Consider the following 17,640-nt stretch of genomic DNA (forward strand, 5'->3'; position numbering starts at 1 on the left):
GAAAGTAGTAAAGCAAGAAAAAGAAAATAAGTCAAAATTCCACCCTTATGAGCGGAGAAACAAGCAAAGGGGTGGAAATCCTGGAAAGTAGTAAAGCAAGAAAAAGAAAGCAAGTCAAAAATCCACCCTTATGAGAAGAGAAACAAGCAAAGGGGTGGAAATCCTGGAAAAGTAGTAAAGCAAGAAAAAGAAAGCAAGTCAAAATTCCACCCCTATGAGCAGAGAAACAAGCAAAGGGGTGGAAATTCTGGGAAAGTAGTAAAGCAAGAAAAAGAAAACAAGTCAAAATTCCACCCTTATGAGCAGAGAACATTTTTATGGTGCTCAAGTTACCTTGTAATCAATCGTGGAATCAGCAATGAGACGGAGGCGAAGTTTGCTTCATTTGTATACATAGGAATTACTATAGGTAGATTTTTATGCGGATTTGTAGCAGACCGACTAGGTGACAGAAAAATGATTTGAATGGAAATTGTTGTAATTGTAGTTGGCTTAGCACTTATGTTTATTCCTACAGGATTAGATACGATACCCCTTACTGCATTAATAATTATAGGACTTGGATGTGCACCAATTTATCCATCAATTATACATTCAATACCATTTAATTTTGGAAAAGAGAACTCACAATCTGTTATTGGAATACAAATGGCATTTGCGTATGTGGGTACAACTTTTATGCCACCACTATTTGGTATAATTTCGCAACACATAACAATAGCGTTATTTCCTGTGTATATTTTAATTTTTACATTACTAATGCTGTTAAGTACAGAGAGACTTAATAAAATGAAAAGTGTAAACGAAAGAAATTAGATTATGTAAAGTAAAACGATAAATTGGAAATATTAAAACAGAAAAAAGTAAAGTAACTGAAAGTAAATATGGAACAAAAAGTTATAACTACGACCAAAAATCAAACGCAAAACAAAAACTGAAAATATGACTAAAAATCAAATGCAAAACAAAAACTGAAAATACGACTGAAAATCAAACGTAAAACCAAACGAAAACTGAAAATACGACTGAAAATCAAACGTAAAATTTTACGTTTGATTTTTTGAACGATTTTCCAAAGATAAAAATTTAAAGTAAAATGTTTTGTTTTTAGTGCTATAATAGACAGGTAGTGAAAATACTTAAAGAAAAGGGGAAGTTTATTATGGTACTAAAAACGAAAAGAATCTTATCACTAACCTTGGCAGTAGCAATGATAGCTACCGCACCAAATCAAATCCCGGCACAGGAAAATGATATAAAAACACAGGCAGTAAGTCCCGAAACTGTGGAAAAAGTTTTACCGGAAGGCTTTACGGGAGTAACAGCAGAAATTAAAGGTGCGTGGAACAAAATTGACGAGGAAGTTTTGGCAAATGGCAATGCAAATTATCCTGCTGATGATGGCAATAAGCCAACACTCGAAATTTGTCCTGATGAAAATTACACAATACCAGAGGCAATTAATGAGGGAGAAACTCTTCAGGTTATGTATGACGTGGATTTGCTGGTGGGCGCAACTTCAGCAAAAAGAGTCAAGGCTTTTAAAGATTATGTAGACGAAAGCAACCCACACAACACACCAAGTGGTGGGGCAAGACTTAAAAAAAGACCATATTTAATTGGAACTGAAATATGGTACAAGTTGGATGATGCAACCAAGTGGACAAAGGTTCCTGAAAAAACTCAAAAAAGACTGGGACATTATTTTATGCAAATCCCGGCAGATATTTTGTTTGGACATGATCAGGTTACTTTTAAAGTTAGAGCTTATACATATTATGGCGTTAGCAAGTCGGCGGCAAATACTGTAAAAATTAACAGATTAAAAAATGATACAGGAAAAATAAGACTAAATGTTAATGCCGGAGAAGTTATTTCAGGCAGCAAAACTGTTACCGTAAATGACGGAAAAGAAAACAACATATCTGTTAAATTAAATAATCAAAAGCAAAACACTAAAGCCATGTTGGAAAATGGGGCCTATTTCATTGTACAGACAGCAGACACAGCAAATGGCTACAAAAATGCAGTTACAGCAACAAGTAATGGACAAAAAGATATTTTGGCCTTGCTTAATCCTTGGCGAGATTCCACAATGACAAAAGTAATCAGGGTGGATAATAAATATTTTAAATATAATGAGCAAACAAAGGCTTACGATGTTGACCTTACTCTTTGGGCAGGAAACACAGGAACTTCTTTTGAAGAAACATTGTATCCGGAAGTCTTTAGCGAAAACAGGGACGATTACAAAGTGTCTCAACTACAGATGAAATTGCCAAATGGTTCGGTATATTTGCCAACAAAGATTGTACCGGATAATTCAAAAATAAATACAAGCACTGAACTTTCAGCAGTTCATGCAATCGGTGACTCAAAGGGCATGGAAAGCAAAATGACAGTCTCATTTTCAATTCCTGAAAAAGAGGTTGACGCAGTTGGCTGGTTACTTGATACAACTAAACTAAAAGACGGCAAGTACACAATAGTTGCCCAGGAGAATCAGAGTAGCAACAATCAAACAACTACAGCGAATACGCAAGATAGCAACAATCAAACAACTACAGTAAATGCACAGGAAAGCAGCCAGCAGGCAACTACAGCGAATGCACAGGATAGTAGCGAGCAGGCAACTACAGCGAATGCACAGGATAGTAGCCAGCAGACAACTACAGCGAATATCGCAAACAGCAATGACCAGTCGGAGGAAGCAAACAGCATTCCGGAAAGTACAAAAGTAGATTTCGTAGTTGATAACACAAAACCTACAATTAATATAGACATAAAAGATAAAGCAACTTTAAATAAACAGCTTGTAATCATTGAAGGTGATGTGGCAAAAGATGCAAATGGCATAGACAGCGTTGCAGTAACATTAGATGGAAAAGACGTGGAACTTCCAGGGGTGATTTCTCCTGACGACCTAAAAGAAGGTTCACATCAGCTGGCAGTTGTGGCAAAAGATGTGGCAGGTAATATCACTGAAAAAACAGTAACTTTTAATGTTAAAAACTCTGCAATTACAAGTACAACAGAAAAGATTACAAACAATACTGCTACATTATCGGTGAATGTGGGCAGTAAAAAAACTAATGTAACTTTTTACAAGGGCAAAGCCTTAAATGTGGCAAACAACGGTATAGTGAAAGGACAGGTTGTTTCAGGTAACAATGGCAAAGCTCCCTATGAAATTTTTAAGGTGAACACAGGAAGTGTTAAAGCTCAGGAGAAAATTGTTGTTAATTGGAGTGGAAAAACCACAGGAATTGACAGTGACCATAAGCTTACAATGTTTGTTCAAAATATAAATACAGGCAAGTGGAAAGCTATTGGCGAGGAAAAATCAGGAAAAATAACAGGTAAATTTGTAGCCAAGGACTATGTAAAAGATGATAAGGCAACAGTTGCAGTACAGGTAATTGCTAAGGACGGCAATCCTGAAATAGAGCAAAGTGAAGTCACAAAAGTTGCTAACCAGACGTTATGGGATGGAACAGGAAAACCTGAAAATTATGATTTTGCATTTGCATGGGAAACAGACACACAGATATATGCAGAAAGTTTTCCATATCATTATAAAAACATGAATCAGTGGATTGTGGACAATAAGAAAGATTGGAAAATCAAGTATGTCCTACATACAGGTGATATTACCGATGATTATGACATGGAGACTCAGTGGAAAAATGCCGACACTGCAATGAAGATTTTTGATGATGCAGGCATGCCATATGGTGTTTTGGCTGGAAATCACGATGTTGGCGCCGGTTTGGAAAATTACACAAATTATCAAAAATACTTTGGTGCAGACAGATTTAAAAACAAAGATTATTACGGTGGTTCATATAAGAATAACTTAGGTCATTATGATTTAATTACTGAGAATGGACAGGATTTTATTATTTTATATATGAGCTGGGATATTTACACAAATGAAATTAACTGGATGAATCAGGTGTTGAAAAAATATCCTAACAGAAAAGCAATCATTGCCCTTCACCGTTACACAAGAGGCTCTGAAAAAGCAAACACACCGATTACAGACTATGCAGGAAAGTTGATTCAGACTAATGTTGTTGCTAAGAACCCTAACGTAATAGCAGTGTTAAACGGACATTACAGTGGTGCCAGCATGAATGTAATGGGATTTGATGACGACAAGGATGGCGTAAAAGAAAGAACTGTTTACGAAATTTGTACCGACTATCAATCGAACGCCCAGGGCGGAGACGAATACGTTAAACTGTTATATTTTGATTTGAAAAACAACAAGATTTATGTTAATTCATATTCTCCATATAAGAAGGATTTCAATTATTATGACAATCCTAAGTTGGAAAATTACAACCAGGGAACAGTTGTTTATAAGCAGGATATTGTAGAATTAAATTATAATTATGTTGATAAAAAACAAAGCCTGATAACAAATTCAATTAATGGCTTTGTGGAGACAGCTGACGCAATCAAGAGTGTAAATGGGAAAACAGGCAAAGTTTCATGTACATACTCAGGCTTGAAAGCGGATAGCGAATACAGTTGGTATGGAAAAGTAACTAACAGTGATGGTGAAGAATTTTATACAAATGCTAATACCTTTAAAACATTAAAGGTATTAGCACAACCGACAATAAAAGTAGGAAAAACATATACTGTTGGTAAGTTTAAATACAAAGTAAAATCTACAAAGAAGGGCATTACAAAGGTAGCAATTTCGGGTAAAAACAAGAAAATTAAGAAACTTGTTATACCTTCATTTGTAAAAATAAAAGGCAAAAAATGTAGAGTTACTGAAATTAATGCAAATGGCTTTAAGGGTTACAAAAAACTAAAAACCATTGCTATTAAATCAAAGTATTTAACAAAAATTGGCACAAAGGCATTTTATAAATGTAGCAATCTTAAGACTGTTAAGTATTATAAGAACAAAAAAATTAAAGTGGGAAGAAAAGCTTTTGCAGGGTGTAAAAAACTGAAAAAAAAGTTCCCAGCTAGAACCTTTTAAGAGTAATGTTATTTTCAATAATGCAAAAATTAAATTTACAAATTGCATTAAGTACTAGATAAAATTAAAAAAAGTCTGTATCATTGTATGTGGCTTTGCAGAGCAATATCTGCAATTTGCCAATAGAGTTTAGAATTTTACAATGATACAGGCTTTTTCTGTTTCACCATAAAATTTATTTTCTACAAATATGCTAATAATAAAATAAAAGAATAAAGGAGACAAGCAAAATTATGAAGTACATGAGACAGTTTGGAATCATCATGTTTGTTACCTGTTTGGGAGAGGTTTTAAAATATTTGATTCCATTGGCAATTCCATCAAGTATATATGGTCTTTGTCTGATGATGTTATTTCTTGTAACAGGAATTGTAAAAGTTGACAGCGTAAGAGAATCAGGTTCATTTTTAATAGAAATCATGCCCATTATGTTTATTGGTTCCGGTGTGGGAATTGTTGTTTACTGGAATCAGTTAAAAGGCATGTTAATTCCGTTAATTGTAATCACCATTATCTCAACAATTCTGGTAATAGTGGTAGCTGGAAAAGTTACACAGTTTGTAATTAAAAAAAGGAGCAAAAAAAATGAATCAGGTAGTAATTAATTCAACAACAATTGGGATAGTTATAAGTGTTTTAGGTTATGAATTAGGTATGCTTCTAAAAAGAAAATTTAAGCTTGCCGTTTTTAACCCACTACTTATTTCTATTATTTTTGTAATTATATGTTTGGGGATATTTAACGTAGATTATGAGAGTTATAATAAAAGTGCCCAATATTTAGGCTACTTATTAACACCGGCAACAGTATGCCTTGCTATACCGTTATATCAGCAGATTAGACTTTTAAAAGAAAATATTTGGGCTATATTTCTTGGTATTTTATCAGGGGTATTAACAAGTCTGGGATGTATTTTGGCGTTTGCGTTATTGTTTGGTTTCAACCATAAAGAGTATGTTACACTACTTCCAAAGTCAATTACGACAGCAATTGGTATGGGTGTTTCAGAGGAACTTGGTGGTTATGTAACAATTACAGTGGCAGTTATAATCATAACAGGAGTTCTTGGAAACATACTTGCAGATGTGGTTTGTAAAATTTTCAGAATAACTAATCCAGTGGCAAAAGGAATTGGAATTGGGACAGCCTCACATGCCATCGGCACAGCAAAGGCAATGGAAATGGGAGAAATAGAAGGGGCAATGAGTAGTTTGTCCATAGTAATAGCAGGAATTTTAACAATGATAGGAGCATCAGTTTTCGCTAATTTTCTGTAAACATACGACTATTTCTAAAATTAAAATAAATACGTGAATATCTCAAAAGTTACGCAATAATTTATATGTTAATATTAAAAAAATGATAATATATGCATGAATATCTTGAAAATTAAAACAGGATATACTAAACATGACGTTTACAAAATGAAAATATTTATATGTAAAATTCAAATTCTGGGAGGTAAAACATGATTATTACAATAGCAAGACAATGTGGAAGTGGCGGTCATGAAGTGGCACAGATTTTAGCTGACAAATTAGGTCTGGAACTTTTTGATAAAAATAGATTATTAGAAGAAGCAAGAAAACTTGGGAAGGAAGATGAGTTTAGCGACTTTTTTAATGAAAGACCGGTAAACAGTCTTTTGTATGGAATAGCCATGAGTTTTGGAAACGAAAAGCCAATGTCTAAGGCACTTGATTTTATAAAAGAAGTAACCAAGGATAAAAACGCAGTTATAATTGGACGCTGTGCAAACATTATTTACAAAGATAATCCTGAAGTAATGAAGGTCTTTCTCCATGGAAACGAGGCTTGGCGAGTTGATTATGTGGCAGAGCGTGATAGCATTAGCAGAAGAGAGGCAATTAAAAATATTAAGGAAGTGGACGAAAAAAGAGCATCTTTTCACAAATATTGTACAGATGCAGTGTGGGGAGATGCAAGAGATTACAATCTTTCAATTGACACATCTGTAATAGGAATAGAGAAAACAGCAGAAATTATTTTAAAGTATATAAATGATTAGATTTATACAGACAGCCAAAGGTTCACGGATAATTAAGAGCATACAAATAAAAAATTGCATTGATTAAAAATTTATGTTTTTAATATTTATGATTTATTAATAACATATCGAGGAAAATATGACATTAGAAGAATTTATCAGAAAATATCAAATAAATTTAACAAAACAACAACTTGAAGGGGTTACATCAATTGAGATGCCAACCCTTCTTTTAGCTGTGCCGGGAAGTGGAAAAACAACTGTTTTAGTATACAGATTGGGCTATATGATATATTGCAAAAACATAATGCCAGAAAAAATTCTCACACTTACATATACAGTGGCAGCTACAATTGAAATGAGAAAAAGATTTGCTGGAATTTTTGGCGAAGAAATGGCATCAAGACTTGAATTTAGGACCATTAATGGAGTATGTGCCAAAATAATACATTATTGTGGAGTAAGACTGGGAATTAAGCCATATAATTTAATTCCAGATGAAGGTTTTAAAGTGAAGCTTTTAACAGCAATCTATCAACATATACAGGGTAGCTATCCTCTTGAAAGTGATGTTCAGAATCTTATAACACTGATTACTTATGCAAAAAACATGATGTTATCAAAAAAAGAGATAGAGAAATTAGGAAATCAGGAGAAGATAAAATTATTAGAAATTTATGAAATGTATAACAGAGAGTTAAGCAGAAAATCATTAATGGACTATGATGACCAAATGGTTTACGCCCTGAATCTTCTTAAATCAATACCTGAAATTCTTGAATATTTTCAGGAAAAATATCAGTTTATTTCTGTTGACGAAGCACAGGACACTTCAAAAGTTCAACATGAAATCATTAGAATACTTGGTGGCAAATACAAAAACATCTTTATGGTAGGAGATGAGGATCAAAGTATTTACGGTTTCAGAGCTGCATATCCCGAAGCGTTGTTGGAATTTGAAAAAACATATCCTAACGGAAAGATTCTCTTAATGGAAGAAAACTTTAGATCTAATGGTGAAATTGTTGTGGCAGCAGACAGGTTTATTCAAAAAAATACTCTGCGACATAAAAAGAAAATGAAGGCTTTTAGACCAAACAATAATAAAATTAGATTAATCGACATAAAAACAAGAAAAGGGCAGTACAAATATTTAGAGAAAGTAGTAACAGATTGTGAAAATGAAACAGCTGTGTTGTACAGGGATAATGAAAGTATTTTGCCGGTAATAGATTTGCTAGAGCAGAATAACATACCATACAAAATCAAAAATAAAGATTTAACTTTTTTTACTAACAAAGTTGTAATGGATATTGAAAACATAATTAATTTTTCAAAAGACCAGACAAATACAGAGATGTTTATGCAGATTTATTTTAAAATAAATACTTACGTGGGAAAAGTCGTTGCTGAAAAAGCTTGCGTAATTAGCAAAGAAAAAAATATTTCCCTACTAGATGCAGTTCTTCAGTGTCCACAGACACCTAAAGGAACGGTGAAAAGCGTAAAAGAGATTAAGTTGCATATGAAAAATCTCGCAAACGAAAATGGTGCCAGCGGTCTTTTTAGAATTATAAATGCAATGGGTTATAAAGACTACCTTGAAAAAAATCATATAAAAGATGGTAAGTTGGAAATATTGCAGACAATAGCACAGAATCAAAGGTCCGTATTTGATTTTGTGGCTCGTTTGAAAGAACTGGAACAACTTGTAAGAAATAAAGAAAATGACGCTAGCTGTAATCTGATTTTCTCCACAATGCATTCCAGCAAAGGTCTGGAATTTGATAATGTGTACATAATGGATGCGATAGATGGTGTTTTTCCTGAATATATACCAGGGAAAAAAGCAACAGATGAAGAAATAAAAATATATGAGGAAGAAAGACGTTTATTTTATGTTGCCGTAACAAGGGCGAAAAATAATCTTTGTATTTTTTCAAAAAAAGGCAGTAATACTTTTATTTGTGAATTGTTAGGAACAAAAGCGCCAACAGCTCCAATTGGTAAAGGCGAAAGCACACCAATAGTTACAAAAACGGAAAGAAAAAGGACGAATAATATAGGAAAAACCAAACCTTATGCCTACAATAATTCAAAAAAAGGTTATAAAACATCAAGTAAAATTATTACAGAGTCAGAATACTGGGATAAGTATGAAGAAATAAAAAATACAGGAAAAATAGAGCACAAAACTTTGGGAGAAGGTGTAGTTAAAAGGATTTCAGGGGATACAATTGAAGTTGAATTCGAAAATAAAACAAGCAAAATGAAACTGAAATTTTTAATGGAAAAGGATTTACTACGATAAATAAAGGGACATTATTTAAAAATTGTCACAAAAATATTAAGAAATATCAAAAAAATCTGTGCAAAATTTAACCTTGCAAGATTCGACAATAAGTGATAAAACATAAAAAGACAAACAAATAACAAGTTGCGTTGAAAGGGATACATTGCAAAGAGTAGCTTGATTACAGAGAACCGAGGTAGCTGAGAATCGGAAGAAAAGCCTTATTGTAACATCACCCTGGAGCATCTCTCCTAAAGCTTTTAGTTAGTAGGCAGGGACGTGTTCTTCACGTTACAGAAGAAACTGTTTATTTAGACAGTGTTAAGTGGTGATAATTAGCAATAGTTATCTCAAACAAAGTGGTACCACGGAAATGATTTATCCGCCTTTGTTGTCCTAGGACAACAAAGGCGTTTTTATTTTTTTATTACAGTGTTGCAATAGGTAAATGCACCTGTGCTTGCACAAAGGTGCATTTACCTATTGACAACACGCCCCACAAATGAGCATAAAAGCACGACGAAGTCGGGCGATATGCGAATGTGTGGGTTGGATTGCGGGAGTGCGAAGTACGTAGCAATCCAAATAATAAAAAAATATAGTATAAGCAAGCAAATTGCTAGGATTGCGAGAGTGCGAAGCACGTAGCAATCCAAGGTAATAAAAATAATGTAAGTATGTTATTTGGATTGCGGGAGTGCGAAGTACGTAGCAATCCAAATAATAAAAAAATATAGTATAAGCAAGCAAATTGCTAGGATTGCGGGAGTACGAAGTACGTAGCAATCCAAGGTAATAAAAAATAATGTAAGTATGTTATTTGGATTGCGGGAGTACGAAGTACGTAGCAATCCAAGTAATAAAAAATATTAGATTGCACGTAGCAATCCAAATAATAAAGAAGAAGAGAGGTAATACAAATGAATGGAATCTTAATGATGGTGATTGCAATCGTAGTTCTTGGAGGAGCATATCTTCTCTACGGTCGCTATCTTCAGAAAAAGTGGGGAATTGATCCTAACGCAAAAACTCCAGCGTATGAAATGGAAGATGGAGTTGACTATGTGCCAGCTGATACAAACGTAGTATTTGGACATCAGTTTGCATCTATCGCAGGTGCAGGCCCAATTAACGGTCCTATTCAGGCAGCAATTTTCGGATGGTTACCGGTTTTATTATGGATACTTATAGGTGGTGTATTCTTTGGAGCTGTTCAGGATTTTGCATCAATGTACGCATCAGTAAAAAATAAAGGTCGTACAATTGGTTATATTATCGAAGAATATATTGGAAAATTAGGAAAGAAATTATTCTTATTATTCTGCTGGTTATTCTGTATTTTAGTAGTTGCAGCATTTGCAGACGTTGTAGCCGGAACATTTAACGGCTTTACAGTACCTACAGTAGCAGGTGAAGCTGTAAAGAAAGTTGCAGCAAACGGTGCAGTAGCAACAACATCAATTCTATTTATATTTGAAGCTGTTGCATTAGGTATGATTTTAAAATATGGAAAATTACATAAATGGATTAACACAGCAATAGCAATTGTTATGTTAATAGCAGCAGTTGTAATTGGCTTAAACTTCCCAATTTACTTAACAAGAGAAACATGGCACATTTTAATTTTTGCTTACATTTTTGTTGCCAGCGTAGTTCCTGTTTGGGCATTATTACAGCCTAGAGATTACTTAAACAGTTATTTGTTAATATTTATGATTGTAGGTGCTGTTATCGGTGTATTTGTTTCAAATCCATCATGTAACTTACAGGCATTTACAAGCTTTAATGTAGATGGACAGTATATGTTCCCAATTTTATTTGTAACAATCGCATGTGGTGCTGTATCAGGTTTCCATTCACTTGTTTCATCAGGTACAGCTTCAAAGCAGATTAAAAATGAAAAGAACATGTTACCAGTATCATTTGGTGCAATGCTTATGGAAAGTATGCTTGCAGTAATCGCATTAATCGCAGTTGCTTCATTTGCAAAAGGCGAAGCAGCAGCACAGGGCTTAACAACACAGCCACAGATTTTCGCAGGTGCAATCGCAAACTTCTTATCAGTTATTGGTTTGCCACATAGCTTAGTATTTACATTAATTAACTTAGCAGTTTCAGCATTTGCTTTAACATCACTTGATTCAGTAGCAAGAGTTGGTCGTCTTTCATTCCAGGAATTCTTCTTAGATGAAGGAGTAACAGAAGAAAATATGACACCATTCCAGAAGGTAGTAACAAACAAATATTTTGCAACAATCATTACATTGGTACTTTCATTCTTACTTGCAAAAGTTGGTTATGCAGAAATTTGGCCATTATTTGGTTCAGCAAACCAGTTATTATCAGTTCTTGCTTTAGTAGCATGTGCAGTATTCTTGAAGAAAACAAAACGTCAGGGTTGGATGTTATGGGTACCTATGTTCTTCATGATGGCAGTAACATTTACAGCTCTTGGAATGACAATTTACAAATTAGGTGGCGCATTCCTTTCAACAGGATTAACACTTGGAAACACATTGCAGTTAATCTTTGCAATTTTACTTTTAATCCTTGGTGTAATCGTTGCAGTACAGGGTGTTAAGAAATTATTCGAAAAGAATACAGAAAAAGCAGTTGCATAGGGCAACAGTTATAATTAAATAAAATAATAAGCGAAAGCGTAAATTCTATACCATTTTCAAAATTTTAAAATAGCTTGATTTTGGAAAGGTATAAAGAATTTACGCTTTTTCTATTCAAAATATTAACTGCAAATAATTTGGCATGTAAATTGAATTTATTGACATAAAAAATACTCGTTGTTAGAATAATTATCGGAGAAAATAATTACATGTAATGATTTATGAAAACAAGCCTAAAAATCAAAAAGATACAGGAGAAAAAATATGAAAGATATTAAAAAAATTGCAGTTTTAACAAGTGGTGGAGACGCACCGGGAATGAACTCAGCTGTTAGGGCGGTTGTGTTTAGTGCATTTCATCATAATATAGAAGTTGTGGGAATTTACAGAGGATATGAAGGGTTAATTGATTGGGAGACAAAAGACCTTACATTAGATGATGTGAGAAATATTAATAGTCAGGGAGGAACTTTTCTTTTAACAAGTAGAAGTGAAAGATTTCTTGAAACAAAATATAGAGAACAGGCAGCAGAAAATCTTAGAGCAAACAATGTAGATGCGTTAGTTGCAATCGGAGGGGATGGAACTCTTAGAGGCGCAATTGATTTTAAAGAACAGGGTGTCAATGTTGTGTGCATCCCTGGAACAATCGACAGAGATATTTCATGTAGCGAATACACATTAGGTTTTGATACAGCTGCAAATACTGCTACAGAGGCAATTGATAAGATAAGAGATTCTTCAATTTCCCATGGAAGATGTAGTGTTGTTGAGGTAATGGGTAGAAAAAGAGGTTACATTGCTTTATGGGCAGGGATGGCAACATCTGCAGAGGCTATCGTACTTCCTGAAAAATGGAATGGTAATTATGACACAATTACTGATGCAATAAAACAGCGACACGCAGAGGGAAGAAACAGTTACTTGGTAGTAGTTGCAGAGGGCGTTACAGATGCACCAAAACTGGCAGAAATAATTTGCGAGAAAACAGGCATAGAATCAAGAGTATCTGTGTTAGGCTACATACAGCGTGGTGGCAATCCAACAGCAAAGGACAGAATGTATGGTTCATTAATGGGTGCTTATGCTGTTGAAATTTTAACTCAGGGAAAACAAAACCGAATTGTTGCAATTAAAAATGACAAGCTTATTGACTATGATACAGCAGAAGCAATAAACATTCATAATAATATGTTAGATTCATTCCAATACGAATTGAGCTTGATGCTGTCAGATTAAAAATATAAAACCTTAATTGAAAAAATTAACGCAACAAAATCATTGTGATTTTTAAGAAGTTGTTGCAATAACTTTTGCAGAAGAAAATGCTAGCCGCTATTTTGGTATGCAAACAATTAAGATTTTTTCAACAGTTTTAATAGGATTATAACACATAAAATATCAGAAAAACCGAAAATACATTATTTAATGTATTGGAAAAAACTTCGATTTTGCAATGAGTTTTTCAATCAATGTTACTGATTTTATTTCACCCCCGCAACTCCCTAGGAGTTAGGTTATATTTTTGCTTAAAGAGCCTATTAAAATATGAAATATTATTAAACCCACATCTCCCGGCTACTTCCAGAATGCTTAAATCGCTTTCGCTTAAAAGTTTTTTTGTCTGAATTAATCGATAGTCATTTAAGTATTTAGTGAAGCTTGTGTGCAGATGTTCCTTAAAAAAGCGCATAAAGTGAGATGGGCTGTAATTACAAAAATCAGCAACTTCTTTAAGTTTAATATCTTCATAATAATGTTCATGAATATAAGAAATAATTTCCTTAACCTTCTCTTCAGATTTCTTATTATCTTTAGATTGGGCAGCTTTCATGTTTTGAATAAGAATATAAAAAAGTTTAAATAAATTGCTTTTTATCATAATCTGAAAACCAAAATCTCTTTTTTCGCTTAATGAATCCATATTTTTTATAATGTTAGAAAAATCATCATAGAAAGAAAGTTTCGGTGTAATAAAATTTTGGATATTAATTTCACCTCTAAATAAAGGCTCAAAAAATTTTGAATTTATAATATCTTCTTTTGCAGAAAACAGAAGTTCTTTCTTAAAAATAATATTCTCATATTCCATACGTTCTCCTGAAATTTCACGTATAGAGTGTAGGTGCCCCGGGAGTACAATAATGGTATTGCCGGCTTCAACTTCATATTCAATAAAATCTAAAGTGACAAGTCCCTTTCCTTTTTGGATAACAATTAACTCAATTTCTTCATGCCAGTGAATTGGCACAGATGGAAAATCAAGCGGAATTGTACAAAGGTAAGTGTTGTATGGAAACTCATCTGTGGTATGTGATTTTTGCTCTTTATAAGTTTGAAACTCTATTGTATTCATAAAAACTCCTAATTGAAACCAGTATTTATGGAAATAATATATTGATGATAGTATTGTACAATAAAATGAGATAATATTGCAAGAATACACTAAAAAATGATGATATATTACTAATAACAAAAGACTGGTACAGTAAAGCCAGCAGGTAAAACAATAACGTAACTATTGACACCTTTTATGGTAGTGCATAAACACATCTTATAATGCATTTTAATTAAAAGGCTTTTTAAGGAAAGGGTTTTATATATGAATATTAAAGAAAGATTACAGCAGCAGTTAGGAAAAGAAATTTCACAAAGTAGTAACAGCGAAATTTATAATGGACTTTTAAACATTACACAGCAGTTAGCAGATGAAAAAGAAAGCAACGAAGGAAAGAAAAAAGTTTACTATATTTCAGCAGAATTTCTTATTGGAAAATTGCTTTCAAACAACATGATTAATCTTGGCATTTACAATGAAGTAAAAGAAATGTTAACACAGGCAGGAAAGAATATTTCAGAAATTGAAGAAATAGAAGTTGAGCCATCACTTGGTAATGGTGGTCTTGGAAGACTTGCAGCCTGCTTCTTAGATTCAATTGCAACATTAGGCCTTCCAGGCTCAGGTATTGGAATTAATTATCATTTAGGATTGTTTAAACAGGTTTTTGAAAACAATATGCAGAAAGAAACACCTAATCCTTGGATTGGTGAAAATACATGGCTCAAGAAGACAGACGTAACATATCCAGTTCAGTTTAAGGATTTTACAGTTACATCAAGAATGTACGAAATCTCAGTTACAGGTTATGAGAATAGAACTAACAAGTTAGAATTATTTGACATTGATACAGTAGATGAAAATATTGTAGGTGATGGAATTGACTTTGATAAAAATGACATAGCTAAGAACCTTACATTATTTTTATATCCTGATGACAGCGACGAGGCAGGAAGAAAATTAAGAATTTACCAGCAGTATTTTATGGTAAGTAATGGAGCAAGACTTATAATTGATGAGTGCAAGGCAAAAGGAAGCAATTTATATGACCTTTATGATTATGCAGTAATCCAAATAAATGATACTCATCCAACAATGGTAATTCCTGAATTAATTCGTTTGTTAGTTCAGGAAGGTATGTCAATAGATGATGCAATTAATGTGGTAAAGAAAACATGTGCATACACAAACCATACTATTTTGTCAGAAGCTTTGGAAAAGTGGCCAATTAGTTATTTACAGGAAGTTGTTCCGCAGTTAGTACCAATTATTGAAATTTTAGATGATAAAGTAAGAAGACAGTTTGATGATGAAAGTGTTGTTATTATAGATAAAAATGATACTGTACACATGGCTCACATCGATATTCATTATGGATTTAGTGTAAATGGTGTGGCAGCACTTCACACTGAAATTTTAAAGAATTCAGAACTTAATAATTTCTACAAAATTTATCCTGAGAAGTTTAATAACAAAACAAACGGAATTACATTTAGAAGATGGCTTCTTCATTGTAACAGTGAATTATCAGACCAGATTCAGGCATGGATAGGTGATGGATTTAAGAAGGATGCAATGGAGCTTAAGAAACTTGAAAGCCTTATGGATAATCAGGATGCTTTAAACAAATTGCTTGAAATTAAGGCTGATAATAAGAATAAGTTGAAAAAATATTTAGCTGACACACAGGGAATTAATTTAAATGAAAATTCAATTTTTGATATTCAAATTAAACGTTTACATGAATATAAACGTCAGCAGATGAATGCTTTATATGTTATTCACAAATATTTAGAAATAAAGAAAGGTAACAAACCTGAAACTCCAATTACAGTAATTTTTGGCGCAAAGGCTGCCCCTGCTTACATTATTGCTAAGGATATTATTCATTTGATTTTATGTTTACAGAAAATCGTAAACAATGATCCGAAAGTTAGCCCTTACTTAAATGTAGTAATGGTTGAAAATTATAATGTAACATTAGCAGAAAAACTTATTCCTGCCTGTGATATTTCAGAACAGATTTCATTAGCATCAAAAGAAGCAAGCGGTACAGGAAACATGAAGTTTATGCTTAATGGAGCAGTAACTTTAGGAACTGAAGATGGCGCAAATGTAGAAATTCACCAATTTGTAGGAGATGACAACATTTACATTTTTGGTGAATCAAGCGATGAAGTAATCGAACATTATGCTAAGTCTGATTATGTTTCAAGAAATTATTACAAAAGCAACGAAAAAATAAAAGAAGCTGTTGATTTTATTACAAGCGATGAAATGTTAAAGGTTGGTAATAGAGAAAATCTTGAAAGATTAAAAAATGAACTATTAAACAAAGACTGGTTTATGACATTTCCTGATTTTGACCAGTATGTTGAAACAAAAGAAAAAGCTTATGCAGAATACAACAATAGAATGGAATGGGCTAAGAAAATGCTTGTAAATATTGCAAATGCAGGATTCTTCTCATCAGATAGGACTATTGAACAGTACAATGAAGATATTTGGAAATTAAAATAAGTTAAAAATTATATAATTTAAGAAAAAATACGATGCAATAAATTTGTTGCATCGTATTTTTATTGTCATTTTTTATTTAGATTTTTTTATTAGCTGTAATGTTAGTATGCAAACATAAACGCCTATTATCATAAATGGCAAAAATGTTATAGTTTGAAATACTTCGAAGCCAACAACCGCAGCTACAATCTGAAGCACTATGGCTACAATAGTATCAATATAACTAGATGCCTCTAAAATCCATATTACATTTAATCCGACTACAATGCCTAAAACCAGCATAATAATTGAACACCATACAAATTGATATGTAGCATTATATGTAGTGCTTACCTTGGCCTCTACCATATAGTTTAATTTCTGAGCAATTATTACTGCTATTGCTAAAATCAAACTTGATAAAATAGTTTTGAATTTCATAGCTTTCCTCCTTTTTCAATAACTCAATATTTGTATAAGCTTAAAAAATTAAACTGTATTAACCATATCGCTATATGCTTATATGGTCAAGAATAAACTGACAAATGTAAAAAAAACGACATAAATCTGATTGTGGATGCATTAAGAAGGTAATCAATTCCCTTCTGGAATTGGTTAAAAAATAAGAATATATAAATTACATGTCTCATATACTTAAAAAGTGTAACCATAATAGTTTATAAAATAATGTTAAAGGGTTTTAACTTCATAAGATTGCTTATAAGGTTCATAAAAAGATTTAAAAAGGTGTAAATTTTAATAGTCGAAGATTTTACACCTTTTTGTAAGATTTACATCTGTTTAAAAACTATTTTAAATGATACTATTTGGTTATCACACAAAGGGATGAAAAATTTTTAAAGAAAGAGGAGGAGAAT

11 protein-coding genes and 1 other annotated feature are annotated in these 17,640 nt (G+C 32.9%); of the genes, 9 read left to right on the forward strand and 2 right to left on the reverse strand.

Annotated features, from left to right (window positions below; genetic code table 11):
- Positions 1-465 precede the first annotated feature (465 nt).
- The 8 genes from DWZ69_RS07875 (at position 466) to DWZ69_RS07910 (ending at position 13,164) form a co-directional block, all read left to right on the forward strand.
- On the forward strand, positions 466-816 hold the full coding sequence (locus DWZ69_RS07875; RefSeq protein ID WP_117999674.1) for a hypothetical protein: 351 nt from the start codon (positions 466-468) through the stop codon (positions 814-816).
- A gap of 346 nt (positions 817-1,162) precedes the next feature.
- Positions 1,163-5,002, forward strand: coding sequence for a leucine-rich repeat protein (locus DWZ69_RS07880; RefSeq protein WP_118436637.1), 3,840 nt, complete (start codon positions 1,163-1,165; stop codon positions 5,000-5,002).
- A gap of 233 nt (positions 5,003-5,235) precedes the next feature.
- On the forward strand, positions 5,236-5,607 hold the full coding sequence (locus tag DWZ69_RS07885) for a CidA/LrgA family protein (RefSeq protein ID WP_117999676.1): 372 nt from the start codon (positions 5,236-5,238) through the stop codon (positions 5,605-5,607).
- Positions 5,588-6,280, forward strand: a complete 693-nt coding sequence (locus DWZ69_RS07890) for an LrgB family protein (RefSeq protein WP_117999677.1) — start codon at positions 5,588-5,590, stop codon at positions 6,278-6,280. Before DWZ69_RS07885 ends, DWZ69_RS07890 begins: the two co-directional genes overlap by 20 nt.
- A gap of 191 nt (positions 6,281-6,471) precedes the next feature.
- Positions 6,472-7,032, forward strand: a complete 561-nt coding sequence (locus tag DWZ69_RS07895) for a cytidylate kinase-like family protein (RefSeq protein ID WP_117999678.1) — start codon at positions 6,472-6,474, stop codon at positions 7,030-7,032.
- A 118-nt stretch (positions 7,033-7,150) separates the two neighbouring features.
- Complete coding sequence (locus tag DWZ69_RS07900) at positions 7,151-9,322, forward strand: ATP-dependent helicase (protein ID WP_118436639.1); 2,172 nt, start codon at positions 7,151-7,153, stop codon at positions 9,320-9,322.
- A 122-nt stretch (positions 9,323-9,444) separates the two neighbouring features.
- Positions 9,445-9,697: a binding site (T-box leader), on the forward strand.
- Positions 9,698-10,224: 527 nt separating this feature from the next.
- Positions 10,225-11,925 carry a carbon starvation protein A gene (locus tag DWZ69_RS07905; protein WP_117999680.1) on the forward strand — a complete coding sequence of 567 codons (1,701 nt, stop codon included), beginning with the start codon at positions 10,225-10,227 and terminating at the stop codon, positions 11,923-11,925.
- Between the two features lie 264 nt (positions 11,926-12,189).
- Positions 12,190-13,164 carry an ATP-dependent 6-phosphofructokinase gene (locus DWZ69_RS07910; RefSeq protein ID WP_022164575.1) on the forward strand — a complete coding sequence of 325 codons (975 nt, stop codon included), beginning with the start codon at positions 12,190-12,192 and terminating at the stop codon, positions 13,162-13,164.
- A 250-nt stretch (positions 13,165-13,414) separates the two neighbouring features.
- Here the strand turns inward: DWZ69_RS07910 and DWZ69_RS07915 are convergent, their stop codons facing one another.
- The gene (locus DWZ69_RS07915; RefSeq protein WP_117999681.1) at positions 13,415-14,281 is read right to left on the reverse strand and encodes an AraC family transcriptional regulator; all 867 of its coding nucleotides are present in this window, start codon (positions 14,279-14,281) and stop codon (positions 13,415-13,417) included.
- Between the two features lie 246 nt (positions 14,282-14,527).
- Between DWZ69_RS07915 and DWZ69_RS07920 the strand changes: the two genes are divergently transcribed.
- On the forward strand, positions 14,528-16,783 hold the full coding sequence (locus DWZ69_RS07920) for a glycogen/starch/alpha-glucan phosphorylase (protein ID WP_117999682.1): 2,256 nt from the start codon (positions 14,528-14,530) through the stop codon (positions 16,781-16,783).
- A 72-nt stretch (positions 16,784-16,855) separates the two neighbouring features.
- Here DWZ69_RS07920 and DWZ69_RS07925 read toward each other — a convergent pair whose 3' ends face one another.
- Positions 16,856-17,203, reverse strand: coding sequence for a hypothetical protein (locus DWZ69_RS07925; RefSeq protein ID WP_117999683.1), 348 nt, complete (start codon positions 17,201-17,203; stop codon positions 16,856-16,858).
- Positions 17,204-17,640 lie beyond the last annotated feature (437 nt).

Origin of the sequence: Eubacterium sp. AF34-35BH, from assembly GCF_003477765.1 — a bacterium.
Taxonomy (GTDB): domain Bacteria; phylum Bacillota; class Clostridia; order Lachnospirales; family Lachnospiraceae; genus Eubacterium_G.